Genomic DNA, 21,844 nt, shown 5'->3' with positions numbered 1-21,844 from the left:
AGTTGCATCCTCGCGGTTCGGGGCGCTGCAACGCCCCGGCCACCCCCGTTCAGGCGGCGGCCAATTCCTTCTTCAGCTCGTCCTCGTCGAGGCCGGTATCGATGAAGAACTCGTCCTGCTGCTCGATGTAGAGGTGCGCCGCGAAGCGATCGCCAATCTCCTCGTCAACCGAGACCGCCTTGATCACCGCCTGCCGGTCGAGCTCGATCTTGGTGCGCAGGAAGTCCTTCGCCCGGGTCCAGCGCAGGCCCTTCAACCAAGCGACCACGTCTTCGGCCTTCACCTTGCGCTGGAACTTCACCTTGGGCGGGGTGAGCCGGATGCCGATCTTCGCACCCGCGAGCTCGGCCGAGCGCTTGCCCTTGGCGAGCTCATCCTTGCCGCCCGCTTCCCACCACGCCTTCAGCCCGGCGAAGAGCGGCGCGGCCTGCATCTGCAGCTCGGCGAGGCGCGCGTCGCGCTGGGCGGTGATCCGGTCGATCGTCGCGGCCGCGGCGAGCTTCTCCAGCGCGATCTCGCGGTCGATCGCCACGAACTCGCCCATCATCAGGGTGGCTTCGGCCGCGTCGGCCGGGGCGGGTGCGGCTTCCTGCTTGCGGCGCGCCATCACTCTTCCTCCTCGCCATCGGGAGCGAGCGGCCAGTCATCGCCGTACATGTCGAGATCGCGCAGAGCGGCGCGGTACTCGGCCCAGTCGGCCTTCTCGCTTTCGCTCAGTGGGCTGTCGGGCAGCTGGGTCCAGTCGCTCGCGGCGAGCAGCTGATCACGACGCCGGCGACGCGCGGCGCGGCGCTCAAAGGCACTTGCGACCGTGGGGATGGCAATCGGCTTGCCCCCGCTGACAACGAGCGCAGCCCCATCCTGCTGCGCGGCCATCAGCTCGGCGAACCGCTCGGCCGTGATCTCGGTCGCGCCGGCCGGGATGCGGCAGTCCGGGTTGTCGATCATCACAGGGCGCTTGCCCGCGGCCCGCTCCGCCTCGCTCTTCCACGTGGGGATCTGGCGCGGGCCGAGAATGGCCTCGTGGTGGAACCGAAGCGCGCCGGTGGCAGGATCGGTATCGAAGTAGATTTTCATCATGGGGCTTACCTTCCGAAAATAATGACGTCGACCGCCACGCTGATGTCGAGCGCGCTGTAGATCGACACGCTGCTCAGCCCGACGCCGTTGACGTAGGGCCCGTTGCTGTCGGCGGTGGAGATCGGCCGGCCGCCATTCACGAAGGCGGCGCGCGCCTCGGTCGGGAATGCCTGCGGCAAGGTGAGCACCGTGGTGGTGTTCGCGCCGACCGTGCCCGAGAAGATCTGCGCGATCACGGGGCCGATCCGGATGATCCACGCGCCGCCGACCTGGGTGAGGCTGACCAGCCCCGCAAGCGAGGCAGGCGTAACCACGACATCGTTGCGGATCTGGGCAGCTGCCTCGCCCGTCGTCGCGGCGGCGAGGCCGATGGTGCGGTCGGCGGCAAGATTGCCGCCGCCCGTCAGCAGGCCGCCTGCAACCAGCAGTTGGCGGGTGGTCGGGACCGCGCCGCTGCCATCGCCCACGACGCCGGCAATCAGCGCGACGATCGCCGCGGCGAGCTGAGTGTTGTTGCCCTTTTCGAGGGGAATGTTCGCCTCGTCGATGACACCGACGATCTCCTCCTGCACGGCGTTGAGCCAGTCCTGGTCGACCAGCGTTGCCTGCTGGCCGGTGGCCGGGTTCCCGGGGTGGAAGCGGTTGTCGACGTTCCCGCTCGTGTCGATGCGATGCATGGGTTGCTCCTCAGCTTGTGAAATCGATCCAGAAATCGGGCTCGCGCTCGATGACGTAGGCAAAGATGACAGTGGTGTGCGCCGGCGCGGCGCGGCGGATGACGCATTCCAGATCGAGCGAGCCGAAGCCCCGGACGCGCGTGCCGACCGGATCGCCGACCTTGAAGTGCGCGATCGCCAGCACGGGGCGGCCTGCGCCATCGAAAGGTTGCACGATGACCGTCCAGGCGAAGGCCCACGCCTCGTCCATGCAGCGATCGCCGACGCGGAAGCCGGTACGCAGCGGGCGGTGCTCCTCGATGTCGATCTCGAAGCCGATCAGCGCCGCCAGATCGATGAAGTCGGCCGGGGCCTGCCCGGCGATGCTGGTGAGCTTCTGCACCAGCGCGATCTGGCGCTCGCGCACGTTGTCAGGCTGGCCGGTGCAGGCATCGGGCAGCCCCGCAACGCGCTCCCAGTCGATCAGGGTTTCGAGCGCGGTGCGGGGATCGGCTTCGTCGAGCAGCTCGATCGCGCGGATATCGATGCGCGCGAACTCGGCCGCCAGTGCTGCGATCAGACGCGCGAAGGTGCCATCGGGCGCGAAGTCCCACGCAGCGCCGCGGGGCAGCAGCTGGCGCAGCATCTGCGCATGATCCGCCTCCGAGCGGGCGATGAGGGCCGCTTCAGACATCACACGAAGCTGATCGTGCCGAGCGCCGGGATCTGGCCGGGCTCGGGCGTGAAATCGAGGAAGGGCAGCTCCAGCGAGTGGCTGAACTCGCCCTCGGCGAGGCTGATCGTCTCGGACAGACGGCTGCGATAGATCGTGCCGCCAGGCTCCGCATCGCGGGCGAAGAAGTCGGCCAGCTCCGCCTCGATCGCGGCGCGCACTGCAGGAGTGTTGGGGGCGACGCGCAGCACGATATCGACCGGCGCGGGAGTGGGCGCGAAGACCACCAACTCGGCCGTGACGGGGCGCAGCGCGTCGAGCGCGGCCTGCACCGCTTCGATATCGGCCGTAAGCGGGATGATATTGTCGCGCTGGTCCATGACGAAGGCGACACCGACGGTCCCGGCGCCCATCCAGCCCGGATAGATCCACGCGCGGGTGACGCCCGGCTGCGCCAGTGCCCAGGCGCGATAATCGTTGCTTGATCCCCCGCGCGGCGGCGTGCGGATACGATCGAGCAGCCGCGCGAGCAGGCTGGCGTCATCTTCCTCCAGCGCGCCCGGCGTCCCCGCGGCCGAGACGGTCAGCGCCGCATTCACCCCGAGGATCGCGCTCGACAAGGTCAGCACCGTGCCGATGGTGAGATCTGCCTCGGGCCCCGCGTCCACCGCCTCCAGCGCCACATTCGCCGAACCGCCGGCGATCGTCGCCGTCGCGGCGACCTTGTAGACCTGCCCGTCGATGCGGACGGCCTGCGTGCCGGCAGGGATGGCCGTGCCGTTGACGCCGGTTGCGGTGGCAGTCCCCGTTGCCGCCACCGCTGCCTTGCGGCGGATGCCCCAGATAGCGGCGTGGCGGGCAAGGAAATCGCCTTCGGCCGTGTCGGGCAGAATCTGGCGGGCAAGGAAGTCGAGATAGCCGTAGACGCCCGAAACCGCGCCGCCATGCGTGCGGGCGAGCACGTCGAGCACCGAATGGCGCAGCGCACTGTCAGCGCCCGGAAGACGGGTCTCAATATCGCCGCGGGTACGTTCGATCAGGTCGCTGAGCGTGGGGCGATTGAAGGGCATCAGGCGGGCTCCGGAACGGCGATGATGGTGGCGGTCGAGGCCTCCCAGGTGAAATCGTGGCGCTGGCGGTTCGGGCCGCCCGGACGGTCGATCTCGACGGCGATGGCGAGCAGGTCGGGCGATGCCTGACCCGGGCGCGCCTGCGCCTCGACGACGACGCGCACGGCCGAGGCGATCCCGTCGCGCACCAGCCAGGCGAGCGCCTCCTCGCAGGCCTGCTTGGCCTGGGCGAGCGTGCGGGCGGTGATCTTGGACCGCGAGAGCAGCCACAGCAGCGAGCCGATGCGGTTCACATCGCGCGCCGTGCCGGCATCGGGGCGCAGATCGCGCGCATAGGCATCGCCCCACCACCCGCGCCGGTCGCCGCCCGCCTCGGGCAGGGTCTCGTCATCGGCGGCGCGCGCGTCGGTGAAGAGCGAGATCAGGATGGCGGTGCGCATGCCGTCATCGGTCGCAAGACGGCCATTGGCGAGCAGCAGGTCTGCGGCGATCGCATCCGCGTTCCAGACGAGGGCGAGATCCGTCATGCTGCCTTCACCTTTGCGCTACCGCTCACGATCTTGCGGGTGTCGAGATCGATGCTGTCGCCGACGCGCGCGACGGCAGCACCGCCCGCGCCGCCCAGCTGGACGTTGTCGCTGGTGATCGTCACCCGGTCGGCACTCACGTCGGCGGTGTCGCAGCTGACCTCGATCGCCGGGGCTTCCACCGTGAGCTTGGTGACGGCCGTCACACTGATCGCTTCGCGGCCGAGCTTCACCACGTTGCCGAGATCGTCGAACAGAGCGACCTCGCCGTCCTGAAGCCCGGTCAGCCGGTACCGGCGATCCTCGACCGCCAGCACCACGCCATGGCTGCGCAGGCCGCCCGCGAACACCACAAGAGCCTCGGCCCCGGCATGCGGCACGCTGGTGAGGCCGTAATTCTGGAACCGCTCCACCGCGTCCTGGCTCTCATCGGCCAGCAGCTCGATCTGCAGCTCCTGTGCTTGGCGCGCGTCGTCGACCAGACGCACGATCGCCCGCGCCACCATACCGCGCACCCGGCCTTCGAGCCCGCCCATCATCTCGCGCACCGCCCCGATCATGCGCGCGGCTCCGGTTCGGCGAGCTGGGTCCATGCCTCGGGCGGCACGAGGTCGAAGCGGGTGACCGTGCCGCCCTCGGCATCGCGGGTGAAAGTCAGCCGCTCGATCAGAAGCGAGCCCGATATCCGGGCCGAGGGCACGTCACACTCGGCGCGCATGCCGTGGGCGAAGGGCCGCCCCTGCGCATCGAGCCACCCGGGCACGGTGATCTCGACCTGCTGGGACCGGCCCGATCGCACCGCCGCCTCCCACTCGGCCCGCTTCTTCAGCGAAGCGCGATCGGACTGCTCCTCGCCGATGATCAGCAGCGGGCGGTAGCGGGTGATCGCCGGGTCGAAGGCCTCGCCCTGCACCTGCGCCACGGCCGCGCCATTTCGCTCGTCGCTGCCAGTCGCCTGCCCCTTGACGACATAGTCCGAGAACCGGTCCGATACGGTGCTAGTGCGGCGGGCGGTGATCACGTTGTCCCCTTCGACGAGGCGGCCGATGCTCTGCCCGCTGTCGGGGTTGCCGATGCGCAGGATGCCGTCGCCAGCCGACCAGGCGACCAGCCCGCGATAGCGGCACATCCGCTCGATCGCGGCGAACACGGTCTCGCCCTGCTGCAGCGCGAAGCGGGAGAAGGGCGCGCCGGTGCTGCCCGAGATCGCAAGGGTTATGCCGAAGGGCTTGATCAGCTCGGCCGCGATCTCCTCGAGCTTGCGGTTCCGCCAGCTGCCCGGGCGGTTGATCGCCGAACAATCGACGAGGTCGGCGGTGCGATCCCGGCCGCGCACATCGATGCCGCGCTCTTCCGGGCCGACGAAGGGGGTAAAGCTGTCGATGTAACCGGTGATCAGCGGCTCGCCCGCCAGTACCACCCGGCACGCTGCGCCTTCGAGGATCGGCCAGTCCTCGGCCCCCGTGCGCTCCTTCGCCGCAAGGCGCAGGGCGAAGGTGCCGGTCATCTGGTCGATCCCGCGCTCGATCTCGATCGTGGTCCAGCCTGAATAGGCCATCCCGTCGACCTCCAGCTTGACCATGTGATCGGGAAGCGTGCTCATGCCGCGCGCACCTCGCTGCCGGGCGCAGCAGTCAGCAGCTCGATATCGATGCCGGCAGGCACGAACCCGGGGTGTGCGATGCCATTACGGGCCACGATCGCCGCGGCGCGCGCTTCCAGTGTGACAGGCTCGCGGGCGCGCCGATCGGTCTCGCCACCATAAAGCCGATGGGCCAGCACCAGCGCGGGCTCGCTGGCGCTCAGCCGAAGCTGGTAGAGCCGCGCAAGGCTTGCGCCGCGCACGGCGATATCGCGGGCCAGCGCGCGGCGCAGGCGGTCGAACGCATCGGCCGCTGCGTCATCGCCGCGATCGGCCGCGGCAAGTGCAAGGCGGTCTAGCCGCTCGGCCACGCTGTCGCGCACCGCCACCGCCTCGTCATAGCTGGGATAATCGAGCGCGCCGGCCGTGCGCACCAGCTCGGCCGCGCTGACGACGCGGAAGAGCTGCGTCAGGGCCGTGCGGTTGGCCATCTCCAGCGCCCGTTGCGGCGTGCGGACAGGGGCCTCCATCTCGGCGGGTTCCCAATCGACCAGCATCTCCAGCGACTGGAGCCGGGTGCGCCGGCCGCCACCCGACAGCGCCGAAACCGCCAGCACGAGGCCGGTGATCGACTGGGCCAGTGACAGCGGTGCGCGCAGCAGCGAGGTGACGTTGGCAGGCAGGAAGCTGAGCCCCGCCTCGAAGGCGCGCAGCGCAGGGCCAACCCCGCCGCGCAGGCCTGCGGCCAGCTGCGAGACTTCGCCCATGCCGCGCACCACGCTGGTCGCCGAATCCTCGACAAAGCTGGCGGCCGCGTCGATCGAGAAGCTCGCGGCGAAAGCCTCGGGCGCCTGCGAGATCACAGCGTCGGCCGCGGCCTGGCTGTCGTCGCCGGCAGCACTGGCCACGGGTGCGGCGACGGCTTGCCCGGCCTCGCCAAAGGTAATGCGGAAGCGGGCAATGCCGCCTTCGTCGGTGGTGGTCGAGCAGGCGTAATCGAACACCACAACCATCATCCGCCCGTATTGCGGATGGACCAGCAGGCCCGGGCCCGCCGCCTCCAGCGCGGTCACCAGCGCGTCGCGCGCCGCCATGAACTCCGCGCCGATCACGTGGCAGTCGATCGAGAACGTCTTGGCCCGCGCGCCGAGATCCTCGGTCACCGGATCGTCGCGGCCCGGGAACTCGTGGCTGACCACGCGGCGGCCGCCCGTGCGCTCCTCGCTTTCGGTGCGGAACGGAGCGCCGCGGAAGCTGCCCTGCTGGTACTGGTCTCTCCACGCCATCAGGATGCGCTCCGCATGGTGCGACCGGTGCGCACATCGAACGGGTAGGGAAGCCCGGGCGCAGGAACCGGCGTGGCACGGGCCGATACGCCCGGCGCACTGGTAATATCGATCTTCAGCGCCCCGCCGATCTGGGTGGCCGCCTGCTTGCCGGTGATGCGGCGCATAAGGTCGCTATCGCTCGGCAGGCGCGCCGCGGGCGTTCCCGGGGCGGGCCCGGGCGATGAAGGCACCATGGAACCGCGCAGGCCCTTGATCTTGTCTGGGATCGAACCGATCCACCCCAGCACGGCACGCTCACCAGAGAAGAAGCCGCCATCCGGCATGACGCTCTTGAGCCAGAGGACCGCGTCGGCAACGGCCATGACCGCTTCGGCGATGTCGCGCAGATCCTGCGCGACCTGATCCCAGTCCGTGTTCTCGACGAAGTCCTTCCCCCACTTCCACGCCCTCTGAAGGCGGTCGGAGATCGTCTCGGCCCACTTGCGAAGCTCGCCGCTCTTCGCCAGCTCGTTCACCCGCGACAACAGGCCTTCGAGATCCTTCTTCACCACATCGGAGATGCCTGCCTGCGCGATGAGCAGCAGGAAGCCGGTCCACATATCCTTCAGATTCGAGATGATGCCGAACAGCGTCGTCGCCTGCCGCTCCATGCCGCCGCCGAAGCGCTCGTTCATGATCCCGACGAGAGCCTTCTCGATGTCGGAGCCGGTAAACTTGGCCTCGCGGCGGATGTCCTTGCCGTTCTTGCGGAACGAGAAGACGACGCGGTCGCCTTCCTTGCTGGCGCGGATGCCGAACTCCTTCAGCCGCTCGAACTCGCCGGTGGTGGCATCGGCCAGCGCTTCGACCGCCTGCATGATGGGCTTGGACATCCCGGCCGAGGTGTCGCCCAGGGCCACGAGCGAACCGTTCATCGGATCGATGCCATAGGCCTTGAGCGCGACGAACGCCTCCATGACCTGGTCAAGCTCGAAGGGCGTCTTTTGGGTGAATTCCTGCACCCACTTGATCGATTTTCGCGCCGCGGCGGCCGAGCCCTCGATGCCCTCCAGCATCACCTGGTACTGCTCGAACTGCCCGGCCGTGCGGAACAGGTCGAACATCGAGTAGACACCAGCCCCGACTGCCGCAGTCCCGAGACCGAAGATGCTGTTCTTGAGCGCACCACCGGCGAGCCCGCCGAGCTTGCGCAGGCCAGCACCGGCAGCTTTCCCGCCGCGCTCGACCAGCCTCAGGCGGCGCACCAGCCCGTCCAGATCGCGGCCGAGAGAACGGACCGTGCTGCCGATCGCCTGAAAGGTGCGGCCGAGCGCCACCTGCCGAAGCCTGCTCGCGCGGCGCCCGAAGTGCTCGATGCTGCGCGTGCCATTGTTCACATCGGCTGCCGCGCCGCGCACCTGCTGCGCCATCTGCCGCGCCGAATTGCGCAGCCCCGACACCCCCGCGCGCGCACGCTTGGCCGGAGCGCTGAGCCGGTCGACCATTTCGAGGATCATGGAGAAGCGCATCGCGGGTCAGTCCTTTTCCGCACGGGCCTCCAGCTGCTCGGCAGCGAGCAGCCAGAATTCGATGTCGTCCCAGTCCAGCTCCATCAGATCGGTGGGGCTGAAGCCGGGGAAGTACTTGGCGAGACTGGCTAGGCAGAGCCGCCAGTCTGCTGGCCACCGGGCGATTTCGGCGCGAGCAAGTTTCCCAGCGCGCCGAAGTCGTCGGCGTCGAGGTTCTCGACCTCGATCGTCACGAGGTTCGAGCAGCTGATGATGAGCTCGATCACAGCCGCGATTTCTGCATCGGCGTGCTTGTCGAAGGCGCGGATGTCCTTCGCCTTGGGCCGGCGCATGACAACCTCGAAGCCAGCGGGCTTGAGCTCCTCGACCTCGATCGCGTGGGTGACCGGATGCTTCTTCTCGATCGTGATCGGAAACAGCAGCGTGTAGGAGAGCGGCGCCATCAGACGAGCTCCTCGGCGGCAGGCCCCTCGAAGGTGACGCTGGCCTTGCCGTCCTGGCCGAAGTCACCCGCCTCGACGAAATAGGCCTGGCGGATGATCCACGTCTTGCCGGTGTCGGCCTTGAAGATCAGCGTGGCATTGTCGATCGACCGCATCGAGGCGACGCTCACGCCGTCCTTGTGAAGCAGCGAGACGACGCAGCGCGCCGGGACGGTGCGCTCCATGAAGCTGCCGGCGTCGTAGTCGCCCGGCACGTTCTCGCGCTGCGGGCCGCCGATCTGGAGTGTGCTTTCGCCCGAGGTGGGCATGCGCTCGCCATCGACCTCGATGGTGACCTGCCCCAGAACCTGATTGCGATTGGCCATGTCTTATCGTCCTTTCAGAAGGGTCTCAGACGCCGATCAGTCGGCGCTCGAAATGCGGGTGGGGCGGGCGATCGCGCGGACCGCGCGCATGAAGGCACTCTCGCCATCGGTCTGCGCGATCGAAACTTGCCGCTGGTCGAGAGTGTCGATGCGGCGCAGCTTGTCGATCAGGTGGTTGAACCGGGCCTCGAGGTTCTTGACCTCATTCATGAGGGCCACCTCTTCGGCAGTCAGCTCACGATACCCGGCGATCTGGCGGGGCTGGTTGTCCATGACCTATCCCTCAGAGCCGGAACTGGATCGCGGCCGCAAAGGCGCGGAACTGGTTGACGATGTTCGGCGGGACCAGCGCGTTGATGCGGTTGGGATCGGTGGCGTCCCGCTCGACGATCAGGTCGGCCTTGTACTGGTCGAGGTTCTCGACCAGCCCCAGCTCCTCCCACTCGCGCGCCAGGGCGAGCAGCTCGGCGCGGATGGTCGACGGGGTGACGATCGCCTGCCCCGCGCCGTAACGGGTGCCGTCGGCTGCCAGCTTTTGACGCGGGAACTTCTGGGCGATCCGGGCGCGCAGCGAGGCCCGCAGGTAGAACAGCGTCAGCGGCGTTTCGAGATCGAGGAACGACAGATCCGCCAGCCCGAAGTCATCGGTCTGGTAGGTCGTGATCGCCCGCTCGATCAGACACGTGCCCGCCGGGGTGACCGTGAAGGTCGAGATCCCGTCGCGCAGCAGCAGCTCGCGCTGGGCGCGGGTGAAGCGGGCTTCGACCTTCGGAGCGACCATGCCCTTCAGCGCCAGCGTCTGGAGCGGGCGGGCCGGATCGATCGCGCTGTAGTAACCGCAGGCTGCGGCGTAGATCGCGGCCGCTTGGCACGGGCAAGTGGGGCTGCTGCCTATGCCGAGGATCGAGACCAGCTCGGAATTCAGCCCAGCACCGAAGGCAGCCAGCGCGCCCTGCGTCCCGCGCCGCGCACCATAGGCGATGCTTTCGAGCATGCGGGCCGAGCCCGCACGGCTGTCCAGCTCGGCCACTGCCGAGGCATAGGTGGTGGCATCGGTCACCCCGAGCACGATCGTGCGGTAGGGGTTGTCGCCGATCACGGGCCAGACGGCATCGATCACGGGATCGGTCGCACCGCCCGCCATCGCCGTGATCACGAGGCCGACGCCGGCGGGCAGTGCTTCGCCCGCGGCATGGCTGTGACGGACATCGATATCGTTGCCGTTGGTGCCGCCATTGCGGGCAGTCAGGGTGACGACATGCTGGTTGGGCGCGCCGCCGACCGCCGCGGTGACCGGAAGATCCGGGCGCGCGGCGATCGCAGCCGCAACAGCCGCGGCAACGGTGTTGGCGATCGCCGCCTGCTGGACGCCGACAGCGATGCGCTCGCCCGCGATCCACAGGGCGATCGTGCCCGCAGCGGTCGCCGGGCCGGTGAGGGTCAGGGTGCAGGTTGCCTTGGCCGATCCAGCGGCATCGTCGAGCGCGATCGCATTGACTTCCGAGAAGCTGTCAGCGGCGAAATAGGCGGCGGCCATACGGGCCAGCTGCGAGCCCTGGCCGAACAGCGCGACAGCCTGACTGGCCGAGCTGATCGGGTTGATGCCGAGCGCGGCCGCGCTGCCGGCGGCGAGCTTCTGGCCGATCAGCAGCACGCGGTTTTCGATCGGCGGCAGGCCGGAGACCGCGCGGCTCGAATCGAACTCGATATGCTGGCCGGGGGTGCGGAAGCTGGCCGGGATGGTGTTGAAACTGATCATGCTGGGGTTCCCTTCTTCGGGCGACGTGATTTCCTGGGCGGAACGGTGTGCACGAGATCGCCGTCGGCGATCAGGCGGCGGTAGTAGGCGTCGAGCACGATCCACTCGCCTTCGGCGTCGAACAGGCGGCCATCGGCATGGCGGACGCGGCGGCCGAACTTGGGGGCGAGGCGCTCGGCGCGGAGAACAGCTGTCATGCAGGGTCTCCCAGCTCGATCTGGTCGGCGGCATCGGGATTGGCGGCGGGCAGCGGCGGTGCGACGCCACCAAAGGCCGGGATGTCCCAGTCCACATGGAGCGTGCGCAGATCGACCGGCTCTTCGGCGAACACGCTGAGCGGCAGCACCAGCTCCAGCTCGATCGCCATCATCGACAGGTTTTGCCGCTTCATCTGCTCGGTCCGCGCCACGGGCCGCGCGCTGCGGATGCGCACCGGCTCGACCAGGTCCAGCTCGGGCGTGAGCGTCGAGCGCGAAAGCAGCCGGATCGCATCAACCATCAGCTGGTAGGAACCGGGCACCGCGCCGTCGCCGTGGCGAGCGTTCTCCTCGTTGCGCAGGTTCTCGGCCGCCACGACCAGTGCAAAGCGCGAGCGCGCCCGGAAGCCATTGTCGTCGAGATCGTCATCACCCTCGACGATGCCGAGGAAGGTGGCCCAAACCCCGGGAACCCGCAGGTTCTTGGTGGTGCGCAGGTATTCCTCGAACTGGTCGGGGAAGGTGCCGAAGGTGTGGTACTGGTAGCCCAGCACGCCTTCCTCGCCCGCGTCGAGGAGCACCTGGATCAGCGCGAGTTCGGTGGCGGCGATCATCGGCGCATCCCCTTGACCTTGTCGCCCGCCCAGTCGCCGATCAGCCAGATCGCGATGATGATGAGCAGCGGCAGCCAGAAGAGACCGACGAATGTGGCGGTGCCGGCGCGCAGCCAGAAGGGTTCGTCGCGGCCTTCGACGAAGACCATCACGAATAGCACAAGCGACAGCCAGAGGTGGATGTCCTGAAGCCAGATCATGCCAGCCCCCCGGCCAGATCGGCGGCGTAGTCCTCGGCCAGGGCGAGCAGCTCGGCCTCGTCCTCGGCATTGATGCCGAGGAACGTGCGGGCCGGGATCGTCACCTGGTCGACCGAACGGAAGCCTAGGCCGCCCGGTAGCTTGAAGCGCAGCTTGCCGCCGCCCTTGGCGCGGATCACCCCGCCGTCATTCTGGATGCGGGCGTAGATCAGGTTGGAGCCCCAGCGCACCGAGCCCTTGGCAGGTTCGGCATGGATCGAGCTGCGCAGCTGCGAGCTGTCGGTCAGCGTCTGGCCGCCTTCTTCCTTCGCCCGGACCGACTTGTCCCAGGCGCTGCCGTCCACCGCGGTCTCGGTGTCGAAGCGCTCGATCGTCGAGCTTTCGAGATAGCCCCCAAAGATCTCCATCAGTGGCTCGCTGTCCTCGAAGCCAGCCACGATACGGGTGAGCACCTTGTCGAAGACGCGATCGCCGCGCAGGCGCAGTTCCATGGTGGCAGCCATCAGTAGCTCCCCATGTTGTCACGGCCGAAGCGCTTGGGCGCGGTGTCGGTCAGGATCTGGCCCGGGCGCGGAGCGGCGGTCTCTTCGCCCTGGTCCAGCATCAGCGTGCCGCCGGCGATCTGTTCGAGCTGCTTGAGCGCCGCCTTCTTGCGCTCGGTCACCCACTCGGGCGCGTCGGAGCGCCACAGCAGGTAGAAGGCATAATCGCAGGCGATGTCGCGCAGGATGGTATTCCCGGCGAGCTGGGCGGTGTTGCGGTGGCGGCGGGCGACGTAGCCAGTGATCAGCGCGTCGGCGCTGTCGAGCGCGGCATCGATGCGCGCGGTGACGATTGCGCCGGTGTTCTCGTCATCGGTGAGCTGGAGGAGATCGCGCGCCTCGAAGCGCGCCTGCATGGCGGCGAGATCGGCAAAGATCGACACGGCATGCTCCTCCTCTCAGGCGCTTCTGGAGCGCGGATCAAACGATGGTGGTGAAACCGGGCGGCGGGACGGGACACACGCCCGCCGCCCGGCTCTTTCGGCCTTGTTCAGGCCGTGGTGCCCTTGGCCTTGCCGCCGCCCCTGGAGGCAGGCTTCGGCGTGGCCGCAGGTTCGGGCGCAGCGGGACTGGTCTGCGCCGTCGGTTCGGCGGTGGCAGCGTCGCCCGCAGACGCGTCGCTGCCATTGGCGGTGGGAGTGTGGCCACCTGCCTGCGAGGCCTCGGCGTCCGGATCGCTCCCGTCGGGAGTGGTCCCTTCACCCTGCGGCTCGGCGGTATCGGGTTCGCTGCCCTGGGCAGGCGGCGGCGTGGCACCGGGGACAGGCTCGCCCAGTGCGGCAAGCTGTTCCTTGGCAAGCTCCTCCCGCAGGAGCTGCGCCATGCCCAGACGCTCCTCGTCGGCCGCGCGCTTGAACTCCCCTTCCTTGTTCTCGACATCGATCGCGATGTTCGGATCGGTGAGGAGCGCAAGCAGCTGGTCGGGAGTGACGTCGCCCACGGCAAGCAGTGTCGGCGCGGCTGCGCCACCGATCACCTGCCCGCCCCGACGATAGCCGGCGGGGCGGGAGGTGGTCAGGCGAAGACGCTGCCCGCTCACGGGAGACGCCGCGCTTCGAGGATGACGACGTCCTCGAAGTAGATGTTGGACTCGCCGCCGGCGAGGTTCATCTTCTTGAAGAGGTTGCGCGCCGCCGACTTGTTCGACTTGCCGACGATGATGTGGGTCGGCTTGATCCCCAGCGGCTCGCCTTCGTCATCGGTGATCGATTCCATGGCCTGGCACGCGGCGACATAGTTCGCCTCGTTGATCGGGCCAGTGCAGCGATGCGCGAGCTGCCAGAAGGTGTAGCCGGCTGCCGCGCGGGCTTCGGCGCCCATCAGGAACTCGCCCGTCTTGAAGACGTGATCGCTCTGCGGATCGACGATCATGTCGAAGGTCGGCTCCTGCCGGGTCTGCAGGAGGATCGGCTTCAGCGCCTGGCTGGCATCGATCAGATACCAGGGATCGCGCGAGTTATCGCCCGACATGTTCGAGACGACGCCGTTGCCCACCGGGTGATCGGTGTCGAAGTAGTTCTGCCCGTCATAGCAGGGGCGGACATGCCCGTCCTTCAGGGCTTCGAACGCAAGACGATCCTTGAGCTGGCCCGAGCTGTCGCCCCAGCCATTCACCAGCGGCCCATAAAGCCCGAGATTGTCGTCGCGGATCTTGTTCTTGTGGATGCCGCGCGTCACTTCGAAGTCGCGGTTGATCAGCTGGTAGGCCTTCTCTTCCATCGACTTGATCCGCTTCTCGCCGATCCACTCGCGGAAAATCGGGAAGTCGCCGAGGAAGCCATAGGTCTCCAGCTTGGTCGTGCTGGTGACCGGCGTCGAGAACGCCTCGTACTGCGGGGTGGCCTTGGTCAGGCCGTTCTGGAAGTCGCGCTTGAAGCCGGTGCGCAGGGCTTCGAGCGTTGCGATCGTGACTTGCATGGGTCAGTCCTTTCTAAGGGGGACGTCAGGCCGCGAGGGCCGAATTGGTGAGGGAGACATCGACCCAGACACCGTCCGCGCCGACTTCCTGAACGATGCCGGCGACGGCGCGGGTGCTGTTCGGGTTGGTCTTGGCGACGGTCTGATCGTCGATGATGAAGCAGGGCTTGCCGATATCAGCCTGCGCGATTGCATCGCCCGCGGCGCTGTTGGCGAACAGGAAGACGCCCTCCTGGATGTCCACGCGCACGTCACCGTTGGCTGCGCCGCCGGTGGCGTCTTCCATGAACACGCCGACAGCGCGATAGGTCGCGGCGTCGGCCGCCTTGGCGGCATTGTCCACACCCTGGCCGACGCGGCCGGGACGGGCGAAGCCTGCAGCGGCGATCGCGAGGCCGCCCGTGAAGCACACGGCAGCGGCGGCCACGGGCAGGTTGCGGATGCCGCCACCTGCAAAGCGAGCGGTCTTGCGACCCTTGGTCAGAGCAACCATCGATCAGGCTTCCTTCTTCTTCTGGTCGAGGAAGTCTTCCTCCGACCAACCCATCACAGAGCACACGACGCGCTCTTCCTCGGTGAGCTTGCTGGCTTCCTCGCCGGGCTTGCCCTCGATCACCTTGCCGCCCTTGAAGGCGGGCGCGGTGGCGAGGAAGCTGTTGAGCTCGGACAGATCCTGCTTGCCGAGCTTCACCGTCCAATCCTTCTGGGCGGGGGTGAGCTTGCCCTCCTCGATCGCGGCATTGACGCAGTTGAGAACCTTGTCCTCCTGCAGCGCGCCGAGCTTGGTCTGCACTTCCTTCAGCGCATCGATCGGGACGTACTTCGAAGGGTCGGGCTCGCCCGCGGTCGCCGAGGCGGCGATCGCATTGAGCACCGCTTCTTCGCCGGCATCGTCGGCGAGCTTGAACTTGGTGCGGACCGAGGCGAGCACCGCGGCATCCTTGCCACGATCCTCGACCAGCTTGTCGATCGCATTGATCGCGGCCTCGTCTTCGCTGTCGGCCTTGAGGCCCAGCGCCGTCAGCGCGGACGCCGACAGCAACATTGCAATCTTCTTCATGGGGCTTCCTTCTGCGGGTGCGCCGACCTCCTGCGAGGCAAGCGCGGACACTTCGATGTTGGGGGAGTTGGTGAGGCCTACGTTGACGAGCCGCGTCAGCTCGCCGGTGCCAGGCCGGGCACGGAAGTGCGGAGAGTAGTAGCGGTACTCGCGCGCCTGGAGCGCAGCCTCGGCCGCGGGCGTCCAGTCGGCCTCGGCATAGATGCCGTCCGCGCCGACTTCGAGGCTGTCGGGGTTGATCCAGCCCGCCGCCTTGGCGACGCCGCCAACACCGGGGACAGCGGCATACTCGGACTGGTGATCGTAGTTCACGACCATATCGACGCCGTTGAGAAACGCCTTGGTGGCGGCGATCACCTGCTCGGCATGCGCCTTGTCGCGCAGCTGCCAGGGGCCGCGCCCGTCACGACCGCCGAAGGTGCCGAAGGGAACGATCCGGAACCGCTTGGCCGGCGCACCGCCATCGACCGGCAGCGCGAGCGCGCTGGCAATGACGGCAACGTCGGAGGAGGCGGCGGGCTTGGACATGCCGCCTGCCTAGTGGGCGCGGCGCGGCGCGCGTTACCTCCGCCCGCGTAGCAAGTCCGATTTTCTTTGCGATGAGGGGGAACGCCCCATGCTTAGCCGCGCACCTGCGCGATTGCCAAGCGGCTTTGATCAGCGCAGCGCGCCTTCCTCGCGCGTCCACACCAGCCGGCCGCGGGCGAAGGCACCGCTGCGCGGCCCCATCCAGCGCCAGAAGTCGCGCGCGAAATCGACCGAGCCGCGCGCGCCCTGGTAACGCCGCACCAGCCATTTTCGCCCGTCGCGCCCAGTGATCCACAGCCAACCGATCCGGTCGGGATCGATGATCGTGGCGGCCGCGTCCGCCAGCTCGCGCGACTGGGCCGAGGTGAGCGGCGCGATCGCGCCATTGCTGAGCCGGAAAAGCCCGGCCGAGATCGCCAGCGGCCAGCCCGCGACGTCGCGGAAGACGCGGCCCTTCAGGGCCTCGGCGCGCGAATTCAGATCGAACGCCGCGAAGAAGGCTCTCACAGCCTCGTAATCTCCCTCTGAGAGCTGGGCATTCAATTCGCTGGTGATGCCATCTTCCGGCCCGGGCCCGAGCCGCGGCGCGGGGGTCAGCCCGTCGAGCGCCGCCTTGCCGACGTTGTAGCTCCAGCCAGCATCGAGCCCTTCCTCGAGCCGCGTCACCTCGCCGGTGCGCTTGTTGACATAATCGCGGATCGGGCGGCGCGGGATCTCGCCGTCAGGTGTGACGGCCCAGCCGCGGCGCGCGATCATCCGCTCGTTCACCGGCTGCACGTCGCAGCGGCAGTTCCAGCCGTTGGGCGGGTAGTGCGTGTCCCACCACGGATGGTCGACCGGCAGGATCGTGCCGTCCCAGCTGGCGTGCTCGGGCCGGGTGCGCGCATCCTTCACCGCGATGTAGCGCAGGTAGGGAAAGGCGCGCTTCGTCCGCTCGATCCGCTTCCAGCGCCCGGCCATGTAGGAGACGCGCAGGTTCGTCTGGTAGATCGTGCGCAGCCGCGCGGGCGAGCCGAGCCGCACAACCTTGGCGACGCCGTCAGCCGGATCGGTCATCATCGCCCGGCCCCACCATCCGCGCGCCTGCAGCCGCGGGCGAAGCTCGTCCTGGAACTGCTTCAGCGTAAGGCCCTCGTCGAGCGCCTTCTGCACGGCCGCGCGGATATCCTCCAGCAGATCGCGGCTCATCGCCTTGGCGACGGTGAATGCCTTCGCATTTTCCTCCTGCCATACCTCGCGCCAGTCGAAGGCGATCTCGTAGCCCTTGGCCGCGAGCGCTGCGACGGCATCGGCCGGCGGCCCGATCGGAAGCGGTTCGGCATCTGCCATCAGGCACTCACCAGCTGCGCGCCCGACGTGATCAGCGGCTTGGCAGGCGCACTGGTCAGGGCTGCGCCATCGACACCAAGACCTTCGGGCAGCCGCCACCTCTTGCCGCGGAAGCGGGCGAAGCCGCCGGCATTCTGGGCGAAGCCGGCATGGGCGCCGATGACCAGGTGATGGCCAGCCAGGCGCATCAGCGCATCGATCAGGCGGGCGGCCTCACGGGTGTAGAAGGCGCGGCGGACGATCCCGGCCTCGAACTCCTCGGGCGTGGCGGCCGAGACGCCGTCCTGCGTCCGCGACGCGGCAATGGGGACGAAGGCGTGATAGACCGTCGCCTCGCGCGCTGTCAGATCGGCACCTTCGGTCAGCTCGGCCGGAAGCATCAGAGGATCGAAGGCGCTGCGATCCTGCCCGCCGATGTCGCTGCCCGGGGTGACCAGCAGGCCGCGCGGCTTGCCGGTCGTGTCATGGTCGAAGCGCGGGAGATCGGGACCGAGCGTGCTGACCTCACCATTCGGCCCGCGCACGGCAGCTGCTTCGCTGCGGACGAAGTCGAAGGCGATCGGGAATTGACTGGCGCGCAGGATCGGCATGGGTCACCCGCCTCTCTTGCGATCGGCCTCGGCAATCAGTCGCGCAGCGAACCCGCCCTGGGCGAGCAGCTCCTCGAAGGCCGAGGTGTCCATGTCACCGATGATCTGGCTGAGCCGCGCCTGCACCTGCGACAGATCTCCCGCCTCGGCGATCAGCGCATCGACCGGCGCGAGGAGCGCGTCCATATGCGGTTCCCAGTCGGTCAGGAACTCGTCGATCGTGGCGTCGATCGCGTCACCATCCGGACCAGCCTGCGAATTGAGGGCTGGCCGGTCGGGCCGACTGCCGCCTGAGGCCGATTTAAGAGGGCTTAAGACGCCTGTCGCCGGATTTTCCCGCGTGGACGGGCCTGAAGCCCCGTCCGGGCCATTCTGGGGCATTTGCGGCGGGGCGGCGGGTTTGAGGGCAGTCTCGGGCGATTTGGCAGCCGGGAGGCCCGCGCGCTCGCGCATCTCCTCGCCATCGATCTGGACGCCGAGCTTGGCCAGCTTTTCAGCGCTCTCGATCTCGATCGCGATATCAACCTCGTCAGGGCGGCCGATCTTGAGCCGCGGGTACGCCTTGCGCGGGCCGTGGTTGAACATGACGAAAGGCACGACGAAATCGCGGTTGAGCGTGGCGGCCAGCAGCATCGCATCGAAATCCTCGATGTCGCCGCGCACCCCGTCATGCACCTGCGCCTGGCCGGAGCCGAGCCCGCCCGCCTTGGCATCGGTGGTGTTGGTCTGGCCGAGCACGGCCTTGGACAGCTGATCGTCGATGTATTCGGCCTGGCTGCGCCACAGATCGTTGGGCGCGGTCCCAGCCTTGCGGTCGACGAACTCGATCGACATGGTCTCGGGGAAGGCGGCCGCCGCATCCGAGCCCAGCTCCAGCAGCGCACGGTGCAGGATGTTCTTGTTCTCCTCGCTCTCGTTCGGGCCGTACTTGCCGATGCGCAGCGGGTGGCCGAAGCTTTCGAGGAATGTCACCCAGTCCTTGATCGCGAAGTTCTTGAACATGTAGCCCCACGCCGCGATCCGGGCGAGGCCGGAGCGGATCGGCAGGCCGCTCTTGGACGGGTGGTAGTGGGTGATGAACTTGCCTGCCGGCAGCGGGGTCGGTTCGCCCGCGCCGCTCTCGCCGCCGCGCAGCAGCAGCTCGGTCCCGGTGACCCGATCGAATTCGAAGAAGCGCGGGTCGCGCCAGAGCAGCCGGGAGGGCTGCCACAGCTCGGGCTTCATGTCCCAGACCATCTCGGTCGTGCTCACGCCCTTGCCGATCGCATCGAGCATGTCGAACAGCTCGGCCTGCAGCATGTCGCGCTTCAGCCAGGTCTCGATCAGGGCGGCGTCCTTCTTGGCCTCGTCGCTGTCGTCGGCAGGCTCCACCTCAATCGGCAGGCGCGCCACCGCAAGCTTGCGGGTGCGCAGCACGGCGAGGTAGTGAAGATCCTTCTCCTCCATCTCCTCGGCCAGCTCGTAATAGGCGACAGCGTCACCATCCTCGGCCTCGCGCAGGAGGCGGCCGAGGCGCTGCGGGGTGAGGCCCTGCGCCGGGTGGCCGGACTGGATGGTGCGCACGCTGGTGCGCGCCGGGGCGGCGATCTCGACGCCGAGGTTATCCCGGGTGAGCGGGCGGCCATCGGGCATGATCAGGGCGGGCGGCTTGCTGGCCATCAGTCATCGTCTCCGAGAAGTTCGTGGCAGTCGCGGCAGATCGGGCCGATCATCTCGCGCTTGGGAAATTCATCGCCGCACTCCTCGCACAGGTGCAGCCCGTCGAGGCTCTTCACCATGCGCCGCGCTCCTGAAAGCGGGTGCCATGGGCGGCGCGGCCCGAGGCGTCGTCAGGATGCCGCCAGCCTTCCTCGCCCCGCTTCGGCCCGCCCGTTGCGCGGCCGTCGCGATCGACGCCGCGGTATTCGTAGAGCGAGCCCGCCATCTCCATGGCCTGCCACATCAGGGCATAGGCCCAGAACTCGTCGGCATGCACATCGCCGTCGTTGATGATCCGGATGCCGCCCGATTCCTCGCTGCCCATCTTCTTCAGGGCCATGAGATCGGCGCGGGTGCGGGGGTTCGAACGGATGCGGATCTTGCGCTGCTGGAACGCGCGCTGGAGGCCAAAGGCGAGGTTGATGCGCTCCGGCCCAGTCAGCAGGACACCGACGACACGGGACGCGCCGTGCTTTCGCTGCTGATCCTCGACCACCTTCTCGCCCATGCCAGTCTGGTCGACGCGCCACTGGACCATCCGGTAGAGCTGGAAGCTGCCATCGAACCAAGCGTCCTGGTGCGCGAAGGTCTGGCCGACTTCCCGATAGCCGTCGCGCTCCCACAGGACGTCGCCGACCTTCTCGCCCACGAGCTGGATCTGGCCGTCGCGGCGACGGGCGACGTCGCGGCCGCCATAGCACAACCCGCCCATATAAAGCCCCGGGAGCCCTGCCTCGTCGCTTTCGCAGGCGATGATGTCTTCGAGGCTGATGAGAGCGCCGCTGCCCTTGGCCGGAATGCAGTCCAGCTCTTCGGAGGCGTCGTCACCGTAGTAGCCGTAGACGTCCTCGATGAACTCCTCGCGGGTCATGGTAGGCAGGCCGCGGGTCTTCTTCACCAGCGCGGTCCGTTCAGCGAGACCGTCGGCGATCGCTTCCATGAAGGTGATCTTCATGGTCTCGCCCTTCCGCTCCTTCGCCGCGATCTTGTCGATCAGCACGTTGAACGGGTTGGCAACGCCGTCGTGGGTCGAGATCACTACAACCTGACCGCCCCAGATCAGCAGCGCCATCGCCGACTTGAGCACCTCGTTCACGTTCTTGTGGAACGCCGCCTCATCGATGATGACGATGCCCTGCTTACCGCGAAGGGCGCGCGGGACCGACGGCAAGGCGGTGATGCGGAAACCCGAAGCGAAGCGGATGCTGAAGGATTTGACCCCGTGCTCGCGGCCGTTCTCGTCCGTGACGAGAACCTCCTCCTCCTCGCGTTCTTCCACGGCAAGACCGAAGGCGCGCGCCCACATCGCGCAGACCTCGATGAATTCGAGGGTCATGTCCTTGTCGTAACCCATGTACCAGATGTTCTGGCCACCGGCCTCCATGTTGCTGGCAGCCTTGAGCGCGGCAAAGGCGGCGACACCCCAGGTAAGGCCGATGCGGCGGCTCTTCTCGATCACGAGCAGCGGGCTGCCAGCGAACAGCTTGTCCATGGTGCGCTGCTGATAGCCCAGCAGCAGATCCCCCTTGGGCATGGTGCTGAAGGCGACCTCGGCTGCGGCGCGATCGGCCGCGCGCTCCTGCGGAGAAATGACCGGCGCTCTCACTCGCCGCTTCCCAGCACGGCACGGCGAATGGCATCGACCGTTTCCTTGGTCAGCCCCTTGACCGCCTTCGCCGCAGCGGTCGCACGCTCGGCGCTGGCTTGCCGCTCTTCCTCGGCCGCCTGCTGCTTGGCCTTGGCGATGACTTCGAGGTCCGTTTTGCGGGTCAGAGCGATGTTGCGCAGCGCCTCGGAGAACTCCTTCGCCTCCTTCGGGCTGAGGACAATCCCCTCGCCGTCCTTCTCGGCCAGCATAAGCTTGAACATGTTCGCCTGCAGCAGCTGGGTGTTCATGTCGAGCAGCTGGTGCCCGTGCTTCCCACCCGCTTCCTTGGCCAGCGCCTCGGCATAGATCTGGGTGTTGCGCAGATCGGCCGAGATCTCGGCGAGCCCGCGCACGTGGCGGCCCAGGGCCGATCGGCTCGGGACACGCTCCTCGCCGATCACCTTGACCAGCGCGGCGCGGATCTCGTCGATCGTGTAACCCTTGTCGACACGCAGCTGCGCGATCAGCTCGCGGATCTCGGGATCGAGCCGGTCGATCGTCGACGGCGTCGACTTCTTCAGCGCCGCCCTGCGCCGGGCTTCCTTGGCTGCGCGGGGAGAGACCACCGG

General features: G+C 68.0%; 28 protein-coding genes. All 28 read right to left on the bottom strand.

What is annotated here, in order from left to right; translation table 11 throughout:
* Positions 1-49 precede the first annotated feature (49 nt).
* On the bottom strand, positions 50-607 hold the full coding sequence (locus tag BZF57_RS01420) for a host-nuclease inhibitor Gam family protein (RefSeq protein ID WP_086733843.1): 558 nt from the start codon (positions 605-607) through the stop codon (positions 50-52).
* Positions 607-1,080: a phage tail assembly chaperone gene (locus BZF57_RS01415; protein ID WP_240505810.1), complete on the bottom strand. Its 474-nt coding sequence runs from the start codon at positions 1,078-1,080 to the stop codon at positions 607-609. Before BZF57_RS01415 ends, BZF57_RS01420 begins: the two co-directional genes overlap by 1 nt.
* 5 nt (positions 1,081-1,085) lie before the next feature.
* Complete coding sequence (locus tag BZF57_RS01410; RefSeq protein ID WP_086733841.1) at positions 1,086-1,757, bottom strand: hypothetical protein; 672 nt, start codon at positions 1,755-1,757, stop codon at positions 1,086-1,088.
* A 10-nt stretch (positions 1,758-1,767) separates the two neighbouring features.
* Positions 1,768-2,430 carry a YmfQ family protein gene (locus tag BZF57_RS01405; RefSeq protein ID WP_086733839.1) on the bottom strand — a complete coding sequence of 221 codons (663 nt, stop codon included), beginning with the start codon at positions 2,428-2,430 and terminating at the stop codon, positions 1,768-1,770.
* The gene (locus BZF57_RS01400; protein ID WP_086733837.1) at positions 2,430-3,479 is read right to left on the bottom strand and encodes a baseplate J/gp47 family protein; all 1,050 of its coding nucleotides are present in this window, start codon (positions 3,477-3,479) and stop codon (positions 2,430-2,432) included. Before BZF57_RS01400 ends, BZF57_RS01405 begins: the two co-directional genes overlap by 1 nt.
* Positions 3,479-4,006 (bottom strand): phage GP46 family protein, encoded by a 528-nt coding sequence (locus BZF57_RS01395; protein WP_086733835.1) that lies wholly within the window; start codon positions 4,004-4,006, stop codon positions 3,479-3,481. Before BZF57_RS01395 ends, BZF57_RS01400 begins: the two co-directional genes overlap by 1 nt.
* Positions 4,003-4,566, bottom strand: coding sequence for a phage baseplate assembly protein V (locus BZF57_RS01390; RefSeq protein WP_162290941.1), 564 nt, complete (start codon positions 4,564-4,566; stop codon positions 4,003-4,005). Before BZF57_RS01390 ends, BZF57_RS01395 begins: the two co-directional genes overlap by 4 nt.
* On the bottom strand, positions 4,563-5,609 hold the full coding sequence (locus BZF57_RS01385; RefSeq protein WP_086733831.1) for a phage baseplate assembly protein: 1,047 nt from the start codon (positions 5,607-5,609) through the stop codon (positions 4,563-4,565). The genes BZF57_RS01390 and BZF57_RS01385 overlap by 4 nt, the downstream gene beginning before the upstream one ends.
* A complete protein-coding gene (locus tag BZF57_RS01380; protein WP_086733829.1) occupies positions 5,606-6,874 on the bottom strand; it encodes a DNA circularization protein in 1,269 nt (422 codons plus the stop codon). The genes BZF57_RS01385 and BZF57_RS01380 overlap by 4 nt, the downstream gene beginning before the upstream one ends.
* Positions 6,874-8,286 (bottom strand): tape measure protein, encoded by a 1,413-nt coding sequence (locus BZF57_RS01375; RefSeq protein WP_143738294.1) that lies wholly within the window; start codon positions 8,284-8,286, stop codon positions 6,874-6,876. The genes BZF57_RS01380 and BZF57_RS01375 overlap by 1 nt, the downstream gene beginning before the upstream one ends.
* Positions 8,287-8,513: 227 nt before the next feature.
* Positions 8,514-8,828 (bottom strand): phage tail assembly protein, encoded by a 315-nt coding sequence (locus BZF57_RS01370; RefSeq protein ID WP_086733825.1) that lies wholly within the window; start codon positions 8,826-8,828, stop codon positions 8,514-8,516.
* A complete protein-coding gene (locus BZF57_RS01365) occupies positions 8,828-9,193 on the bottom strand; it encodes a phage tail tube protein (protein WP_086733823.1) in 366 nt (121 codons plus the stop codon). Before BZF57_RS01365 ends, BZF57_RS01370 begins: the two co-directional genes overlap by 1 nt.
* A gap of 36 nt (positions 9,194-9,229) precedes the next feature.
* The gene (locus tag BZF57_RS01360) at positions 9,230-9,466 is read right to left on the bottom strand and encodes an Acb2/Tad1 domain-containing protein (RefSeq protein ID WP_086733821.1); all 237 of its coding nucleotides are present in this window, start codon (positions 9,464-9,466) and stop codon (positions 9,230-9,232) included.
* Positions 9,467-9,476: 10 nt separating this feature from the next.
* Complete coding sequence (locus tag BZF57_RS01355; RefSeq protein ID WP_086733819.1) at positions 9,477-10,952, bottom strand: phage tail sheath C-terminal domain-containing protein; 1,476 nt, start codon at positions 10,950-10,952, stop codon at positions 9,477-9,479.
* Positions 10,949-11,149, bottom strand: a complete 201-nt coding sequence (locus BZF57_RS01350) for a DUF2635 domain-containing protein (protein ID WP_086733817.1) — start codon at positions 11,147-11,149, stop codon at positions 10,949-10,951. Before BZF57_RS01350 ends, BZF57_RS01355 begins: the two co-directional genes overlap by 4 nt.
* A complete protein-coding gene (locus BZF57_RS01345) occupies positions 11,146-11,763 on the bottom strand; it encodes a phage protein Gp37 (RefSeq protein WP_162290940.1) in 618 nt (205 codons plus the stop codon). The genes BZF57_RS01350 and BZF57_RS01345 overlap by 4 nt, the downstream gene beginning before the upstream one ends.
* Positions 11,760-11,963 (bottom strand): hypothetical protein, encoded by a 204-nt coding sequence (locus BZF57_RS21200; protein WP_162290939.1) that lies wholly within the window; start codon positions 11,961-11,963, stop codon positions 11,760-11,762. The genes BZF57_RS01345 and BZF57_RS21200 overlap by 4 nt, the downstream gene beginning before the upstream one ends.
* Positions 11,960-12,466: a phage virion morphogenesis protein gene (locus BZF57_RS01340; RefSeq protein ID WP_086733813.1), complete on the bottom strand. Its 507-nt coding sequence runs from the start codon at positions 12,464-12,466 to the stop codon at positions 11,960-11,962. The genes BZF57_RS21200 and BZF57_RS01340 overlap by 4 nt, the downstream gene beginning before the upstream one ends.
* The gene (locus BZF57_RS01335) at positions 12,466-12,888 is read right to left on the bottom strand and encodes a gp436 family protein (RefSeq protein ID WP_086733811.1); all 423 of its coding nucleotides are present in this window, start codon (positions 12,886-12,888) and stop codon (positions 12,466-12,468) included. Before BZF57_RS01335 ends, BZF57_RS01340 begins: the two co-directional genes overlap by 1 nt.
* A gap of 107 nt (positions 12,889-12,995) precedes the next feature.
* On the bottom strand, positions 12,996-13,544 hold the full coding sequence (locus tag BZF57_RS01330; protein WP_086733809.1) for a hypothetical protein: 549 nt from the start codon (positions 13,542-13,544) through the stop codon (positions 12,996-12,998).
* On the bottom strand, positions 13,541-14,422 hold the full coding sequence (locus tag BZF57_RS01325) for a Mu-like prophage major head subunit gpT family protein (RefSeq protein ID WP_086733807.1): 882 nt from the start codon (positions 14,420-14,422) through the stop codon (positions 13,541-13,543). Before BZF57_RS01325 ends, BZF57_RS01330 begins: the two co-directional genes overlap by 4 nt.
* Before the next feature lie 25 nt (positions 14,423-14,447).
* The gene (locus BZF57_RS01320) at positions 14,448-14,915 is read right to left on the bottom strand and encodes a hypothetical protein (RefSeq protein WP_086733805.1); all 468 of its coding nucleotides are present in this window, start codon (positions 14,913-14,915) and stop codon (positions 14,448-14,450) included.
* 3 nt (positions 14,916-14,918) lie between these two features.
* Entirely contained in the window at positions 14,919-16,010 is a 1,092-nt protein-coding gene (locus BZF57_RS01315) for a phage protease (protein WP_086733803.1), read from the bottom strand.
* A 129-nt stretch (positions 16,011-16,139) separates the two neighbouring features.
* A complete protein-coding gene (locus BZF57_RS01310; protein WP_086733801.1) occupies positions 16,140-17,339 on the bottom strand; it encodes a phage head morphogenesis protein in 1,200 nt (399 codons plus the stop codon).
* Positions 17,339-17,929, bottom strand: coding sequence for a hypothetical protein (locus BZF57_RS01305; protein ID WP_086733798.1), 591 nt, complete (start codon positions 17,927-17,929; stop codon positions 17,339-17,341). Before BZF57_RS01305 ends, BZF57_RS01310 begins: the two co-directional genes overlap by 1 nt.
* Positions 17,930-17,932: 3 nt before the next feature.
* Positions 17,933-19,588, bottom strand: coding sequence for a DUF935 domain-containing protein (locus tag BZF57_RS01300; protein WP_086733796.1), 1,656 nt, complete (start codon positions 19,586-19,588; stop codon positions 17,933-17,935).
* Between the two features lie 112 nt (positions 19,589-19,700).
* Positions 19,701-21,233 (bottom strand): phage terminase large subunit family protein, encoded by a 1,533-nt coding sequence (locus tag BZF57_RS01295; RefSeq protein ID WP_086733794.1) that lies wholly within the window; start codon positions 21,231-21,233, stop codon positions 19,701-19,703.
* On the bottom strand, positions 21,230-21,841 hold the full coding sequence (locus tag BZF57_RS01290) for a phage protein Gp27 family protein (protein ID WP_162290938.1): 612 nt from the start codon (positions 21,839-21,841) through the stop codon (positions 21,230-21,232). The genes BZF57_RS01295 and BZF57_RS01290 overlap by 4 nt, the downstream gene beginning before the upstream one ends.
* Positions 21,842-21,844: the final 3 nt, after the last annotated feature.

The organism is Erythrobacter colymbi, assembly GCF_002155685.1.
Classification (GTDB): Bacteria; Pseudomonadota; Alphaproteobacteria; order Sphingomonadales; family Sphingomonadaceae; genus Erythrobacter; species Erythrobacter colymbi.
The sequence above is the reverse complement of the archived record's forward strand: the minus strand, read 5'-3'. Positions and strand labels throughout refer to the sequence as shown.